General features: G+C 76.6%; 5 protein-coding genes. 2 read left to right on the top strand and 3 right to left on the bottom strand.

What is annotated here, in order from left to right; genetic code table 11:
- The first annotated feature begins 101 nt into the window (after positions 1–101).
- The gene (locus NWP10_RS10095; RefSeq protein ID WP_258300816.1) at positions 102–752 is read left to right on the top strand and encodes a hypothetical protein; all 651 of its coding nucleotides are present in this window, start codon (positions 102–104) and stop codon (positions 750–752) included.
- Between the two features lie 123 nt (positions 753–875).
- Positions 876–1835 (top strand): GNAT family N-acetyltransferase, encoded by a 960-nt coding sequence (locus NWP10_RS10090; RefSeq protein ID WP_258300815.1) that lies wholly within the window; start codon positions 876–878, stop codon positions 1833–1835.
- A 212-nt stretch (positions 1836–2047) separates the two neighbouring features.
- On the opposite strand, the gene NWP10_RS10085 is transcribed toward NWP10_RS10090, so the two are convergent.
- The 3 genes from NWP10_RS10085 to NWP10_RS10075 form a co-directional block, all read right to left on the bottom strand.
- Entirely contained in the window at positions 2048–4216 is a 2169-nt protein-coding gene (locus NWP10_RS10085; protein WP_258300814.1) for a 3-hydroxyacyl-CoA dehydrogenase NAD-binding domain-containing protein, read from the bottom strand.
- Positions 4217–4282: 66 nt separating this feature from the next.
- Entirely contained in the window at positions 4283–5533 is a 1251-nt protein-coding gene (locus NWP10_RS10080) for a ribonuclease D (protein WP_258300813.1), read from the bottom strand.
- A gap of 90 nt (positions 5534–5623) precedes the next feature.
- Positions 5624–6088: DUF3000 domain-containing protein (locus tag NWP10_RS10075; RefSeq protein ID WP_258300811.1), on the bottom strand; the 465-nt coding region annotated here is incomplete at its 5' end.

Here is a 6088-nt window from a genome sequence, read left to right as displayed (position 1 = left end):
GGTGCGACCCGGGCGCGCGGGTGCGAGGATCGGAGGGAGCATCCCGCCACGCCCGGAGCGCACGACGCCCCGGGCCTCCACCAACCCCTAGGAGCGCTGCCGTGACCGATCCGGCCCCCGTCCGCCCGTCCCTCGACCTCACCCCCTTCGAGCGCTGGGAGGCCGTGACCCTCGACGGCGAGCACGTCGGGTTCCTGCACCGCGTCCTGGACGGGACGCTGCTCACGACGCGCATGGGCTTCGCGCCGACGCCCGCGCAGCGGCGTGCCCGCCCCGAGCTGCCGGAGCGCTACCTTGCCCAGAGCCAGGTGAGCTTCACCGCGGACGGGACGAGCTGGGACTGGACCTCGCACGAGGACTCCGCCGGTGCGCAGCGGGTGCGGATCGACCGTGAGCGCGCCGGCCTCGACGCGGACGTGCTGCCCTCCTATGCCGAGTACCTGCTGCTGGCCGTCGCCGCGGCGGACGGGCCCGTCGTCGTCGCCGCGCGGCTGGAGGAGTCCTCGCCGCTGCAGGGCGGCCTGCGGATGCCGCGGGCCGAGTTGCGCCCGGGGGACGCCGGGGACGGCGACGTGTCGGTGACCGTGGTGGCGGACGGGGCCCCGCTGGGCGCCCACCTGGTGCGCGACGGCGCGGTGGTCGCCTCGGACTGGGGCGGCGGCACGGCGTCGACGCCCGTGGCCGGGCGCGCCCAGGCGACCGAGGGGCTGGACGAGCACGTGGTCACCTTCTCGGGGATGCCCCTCGTATGACCACGCGTCCTGACGTCTCGCGTTTCGGGCGACTTGTCGGAGGTGTTCGGGCGCCCGACCCCCGACAAGTCGCCCGAAACGCCTGACGTGGGGGTCGGGCGGGCCGTGGCCTAGATTCGGGGCATGATCCTGCACATCGCCCTCCCGGAGGACTGGGCCGCCGCCCGGGCCGCCGGGCACTACACCGTCTCGACGCGCGGGGCCACGGTCGATCGCGTCGGCTTCCTGCACGCCTCGGAGGACGCCGCGCAGGTCGGGATCGTGGGCCCGGCCGTCTACGCGGACCGGCCGGACGCCGTCGTGCTGGCGATGGACGAGGCGGCCCTCGAGGCGGCGGGGCTGACCGTGCGCCGTGAGCGCGGCGTGCCGGGCGACCCGCACTCGCCCCTGTTCCCGCACGTGTACGGCGGGCCCGTGCCCGTGGCGCTGATCACGCCGCTGCCGCGGGCCGACGTCGACCCGCGCGTCGTGCGCGAGGACGATGCCGAGGCCATCCGCCTCCAGGACGCCGGCTGGACCCCGGCCTCCACCTCCTGGGGTGCCCGGCTGCACCTGGCCGACGATGCCGACCTCGCCCCGTACGAGCGGCGCGTTGCGGCCGTGCGGGCGGCCGGATTCCAGGTCCGCCGCCTTACGCCCGACGACGTGGGACAGGTGCGTCGCCTGGATGGTGAGACGGCTGCGGACTATCCGGCCACGGCCGCCTCATCCCATTCCCCGTTGCCCGAGGACCTGGCCGTCCGCCTGACCCTCCCGGGGCATCGCGGCTACGGCGCGTTCCGGGACGGGGTGCTCGCAGGGTTCACCCTGCTGGACCGGCTCGACGATCGCTGGGACGTCGACCGCACCGCCGTGCACCCGACCGGACGACGGCGAGGCCTCGCTGCGGCCGTGAAGGCCCTCTCCGTCCTCGAGACGCACCGCGAGGCCGGCGCGCGCACGTGGGGGACCGGGGGAGCCGGGGCGAACGCCGGCTCGCTGGCCATGAACCGGACGCTCGGCTTCGAGCTCGAGCCCCTCTGGCTCGCCCTCGTCCCGGCCCTCACCTGGCCCGAGGCGGCGGCGACGTCGGGCACCGCCTGAGCCGGCCGCCGTCGGGACGCCGCGCCCCCGCCCCTGAGGCCCGTACCCACGCGTTTCGGGCGACTTGTCGGAGGTCCGAACTGGCCTGACCTCCGACAAGTCGCCCGAAACGCGCCCGGTGGGAACGCGCGCGGCGGGAGCGCCCGCTGTGAGGATGACCGTCGGCGGGACCAGCCCGCTGGCGGAACAACCGGCCGGCGGCAGGGCGGGCGTCAGCCGTGGAAGCGCTTGCCGTTGACCCGCTCGGCGGCGCCGCAGTCGTCCAGGTACGGGGTGATCCCGCCCAGGTGCAGCGGCCAGCCGGCGCCGAGGATCATGCACAGGTCCACGTCCTCCGGGGCGACGACCACGCCCTCGGCCAGGAGCAGGCCGATCTCCTCGGCCAGGGCGTCCTCCACGCGGCGGCGCAGCTCCTCCGCGGTCTGCGGGGACGAGCCCTGCTCGATCAGGGCGGCGGTGCCGGCGGGGATGGTCTCGCCCGTGGCGCCCGCGGCCTCCTCCTCGACCTTGTCCCGGCGGACGTCCTTGGCCCAGATGGCGGTCTTGCCGGCGTCGATGAGGCGCTGCAGGTTCGCGGAGACCGGGAACCGCTCGGCGCCGAAGGCGGCCTGCAGGGACTCGGAGACGTGCTGGGCCACGGGGATGCCCACCATCGCCAGGAGCGTGAACGGGGTCATGGGAAGCGCGAGCGGGTCGAGGGCGTGGTCGGCGGTGTGCGCGTCCGTGCCCTCGTCGAAGGAGGCCTGGACCTCGCCCATCATGCGCAGCAGCACCCGGTTCACCACGAACGCGGCGGCGTCGTGCACCAGCACGCCGGTCTTGCGCAGCCGCCGGGAGAGCTCGAAGGCGGTGGCCACGGCCTCGTCCGAGGTCTCGGCGACGCGGACCACCTCGATCAGCGGCATCTGCGCCACGGGGTTGAAGAAGTGGAAGCCCACGAGGCGCTCGGGGTGCTCGAGGACCCCGGCCATCGCCGCCACGGACAGGCTCGAGGTGTTCGTCATGAGGATGGCGTCCTCGCGGACGATCGGCTCGAGCTCGCGGAACACGGTCCGCTTGACCTCGAGCTCCTCGAACACGGCCTCGATGACCACGTCCGCGTCCGCGTAGACGGACTTGTCCGTGCTCGCGGTGATCAGCCCGGCCAGGGCCTCGCCCTGCTCGGCGGTGATCCGGCCGCGGGAGACCATCTTCTCCACCTGCCCGCGCATGCCGGCCAGGCCGCGGTCCACGCGCTCCTGGTCCATGTCCGTCATCACCACGGGCACCCGCAGGTGCTGGGCGAACACGAGGGCGAGCTGGCCGGCCATCAGGCCCGCGCCCACGACGCCGACCTTCGTCACCTCGCGCGCGAGCTCCTTGCCGGGATCCCCGACGGGCCGCTTGGCGCGGCGCTGCAGCAGGTCCAGGAAGGCGTAGACGGTGCGGCGGAACTCGTCGCTGCCGATCAGCCCGTGCAGGGCCTCGGCCTCGGCCTCCGCGGACTCCTCGCGGGTGCGCGTGCGGGCACCGGCGAACAGCTCCTGCAGGGCACGACGCGCGGGCAGGTCGCGTCCGGGGCGCCCCGCCTGCAGGGCCTCCATCGCCTCCAGGGCGCGGTCCCACGCGGCGTCCGAGACGTCCCGGTCCCGGTGGTCGCGCACGGCGGCGAGCGCCGCGTCGTCGCCGGCCACGATCCGCGCGGCGAACGCCAGCCCGGCCTCCAGGAGGTCGCCCTCGGCCACCTCGTCCATCAGGCCGAGCCCGTGGGCGGTGCGCGCGTCCAGCATGCGGTTGTTGTCCAGCGGGTTCTTCAGCACGACCTCGACGGCGGCCTCGGGGCCGATCAGGTGGGGCACCCGCCACACGCCGGACCAGCCGGGGATGAGGCCGAGCCGCACCTCGGGCAGGCCGAAGCCCCGGGCGTCCGCGGCGACCACCCGGTGGTCCGCGGCCAGGGCCAGCTCGAGGCCGCCGCCGAGGGCGGTGCCGTTGACGAGGGCGAGGGTCGGGGCGGGGAACGCGTCGATCCGGTCGTAGACGGCGTGGCCGAGGCGGGCGAGGTCGCGGCCCACGGTGCGGTCCTCGATCCCGGCGATCAGGGACAGGTCCGCGCCGGCCGCGAAGGTGCCCTCCACGCCCGTGAGGGCGAGCGCCTGGACCTCGCCGGCGCGGGCGCGCTCGGCCTGGGCGTCCACGGCCCGGCCCAGCTCGAGCAGGGAGGCGGGGCCGAGGGTCGCCGGGCGGCGCGGGCCCTGGCCGTTGTCCAGGGTGAGCAGCACGAGCGTGCCGGCGCCGCCGGGCAGGACGTGGTCCGTGGCGGCCACGTGCGTGAGGACCTCGTCCGGGACGAGGGGGAGCAGGGACTCGAACGGCGCCAGGGGAGCGGGGGTGAAGGTCATGCAGGTCACATTACCGAGGAGTAGGCCCCCGGCCAACGGCGGTGTCGGCGCGCCGCCCGCCCCGGCTCAGGCCTCGGCGGGGTCCGGGTCCAGCAGGGCCACGGTGACCACCGCGCCCACCTGGTCCACCTGCCAGGGCCGGGCCCCGCGCTCGAGGAGGAACGCGTCCACGGCCTCGGGCGTCAGCGGCTGCGGCGGCGCCCAGCAGAGCCGGCGCAGGGTGTCCGGGGTGAGCAGGTTCTCCGTGGGCAGGCCCAGCTGCTCCGCGCGCCGGGCCACGCGCGCCTTGGCGGTCTTCAGGCGGCGGTCCGCGAGCGGGTCGCGGTCCTTCCACGCCCGGGGCGGGGGCGGGCCGTCCCCGCCGCGCACCTGGGCGGGCGGGGCGTCGCCGCGCTCGGCGTCCTCGATGCCGGCGCGGATCGCGGTGATCCAACGGGGGGCCTCGCGGGAGGCCGCGCGGCCGTGGAAGCCGGAGGTCTGGCGCAGGGCCGGGACGGTGCGCGGCTGGGACTCGGCGGCGGCGATGAGCGAGCGGTCCGGGATCAGCCGGCCCGGGGCGACGTCGCGGTGGCGGGCCAGGTCCTCGCGGGCCTCCCACAGGCGCTTGAGGACGGCGCGCTGCACGGGACGGCGCAGGGTCTGCGAGCCGGAGGTGCGCCGCCACGGGTCGGCGCGGGGCCCGGGCGCGGGCGCGGTGCGCACGTGCTCGAACTCCTGCTCGGCCCACTCGCGCTTGCCCTCGGCCTCGAGCAGCTCCAGCATCGCCGCGCGCAGCGGCACGAGCAGCTCCACGTCCAGCGCGGCGTAGGCGAGCATCGCCTCGGGCAGCGGGCGCACGGACCAGTCGGCGGCGGAGTGCTCCTTGGCCAGGGTGACGCCCAGCATCGACTCCAGGACGGCGGCCAGGCCGACGCGCGGCAGCCCGGCCACGCGGGCGGCGAGCTCGGTGTCGAACAGCCGGTCCGGGCGCAGGCCCTGCTCGGCCAGGCACGGCAGGTCCTGGCTGGCGGCGTGCAGGATCCACTCGACGCCGGAGAGCGCGTCCTGGAGGGGCTCCAGTCCGTCGAGGGCCTCCGGGTCCACGAGCCAGATGCCGGCGCCCTCGCGCTTGAGCTGCACGAGCATGGCGCGTTGGCCGTAGCGGATGCCGGAGGCGCGCTCGGCGTCGATGGCGACGGGCCCGGTGCCGGCGGCCAGGGCCACGGCGCAGGCCTCGAGGCCGGCGGGGGTGTCCGTCACGCGGGGGACGCCGCCCGCCGGCTCGGCGATCAGCCGCGGGGTGGCGTCCGGCTCTGCCGGCTCGGGGACGTCGGTCATGGTGCTCCTGTTCGGGACGGGTCTGCGGGGGCCGGGCCGTGCTCGGCCCGGGGTGCCGCGTGCGGCGGCGCGGTGCGGGGGCGGCTCGGGTCAGGGGCCGGGGGAGCCGGGGGCGTCGTCGCCGGCCTCGGGGGGCAGCCCGGCGAACGCGCAGATCATGTCCGACCACGCCTCCAGGTGCGCGCCGAGGTCCCGCGGGGCGGGGGTCCAGGAGGCGCGCAGCTCGATGTCCGTCGCATCCGGGGCCGTGCCCAGGGTGCCGAACCCCTCGGCGATGCTGCGGGTGGCGGTGCCCCCGGCCTGGGTGTGCTCCGCGTGGCGGCGCTCGAGGGCTTCCACGAGCCACGTCCAGGCGACGGCCCCGGCCAGCTGGTCCAGGGCGACGTCCGGCTCGAGGCTGGCGCGGATCCAGGTGACGGCCCGGAACCCGCCGGGCCAGCGGGCGGCCGGGGACGGGTCGTGCAGGAGCACGAACCGCCCGGTGGCCAGGACGTCGTCCGCGCCGGGGCTCCCGCACACCTCTGCGGCGAGGGCCACGGCGTGCGGGGCCTGCCC

The organism is Micrococcus sp. HG099 (assembly GCF_024723355.1).
Lineage (GTDB): Bacteria > Actinomycetota > Actinomycetes > Actinomycetales > Micrococcaceae > Micrococcus > Micrococcus endophyticus.
This window is presented reverse-complemented; position numbering and strand designations above follow the sequence as displayed.

Coding starts and splice junctions, on each gene's coding strand:
- NWP10_RS10090 (WP_258300815.1), top strand. CDS start 876: ATGATCCTGCACATCGCCCTCCCGGAGGACTGGGCCGCCGCCCGGGCC.
- NWP10_RS10085 (WP_258300814.1), bottom strand. CDS start 4,216: ATGACCTTCACCCCCGCTCCCCTGGCGCCGTTCGAGTCCCTGCTCCCC.
- NWP10_RS10080 (WP_258300813.1), bottom strand. CDS start 5,533: ATGACCGACGTCCCCGAGCCGGCAGAGCCGGACGCCACCCCGCGGCTG.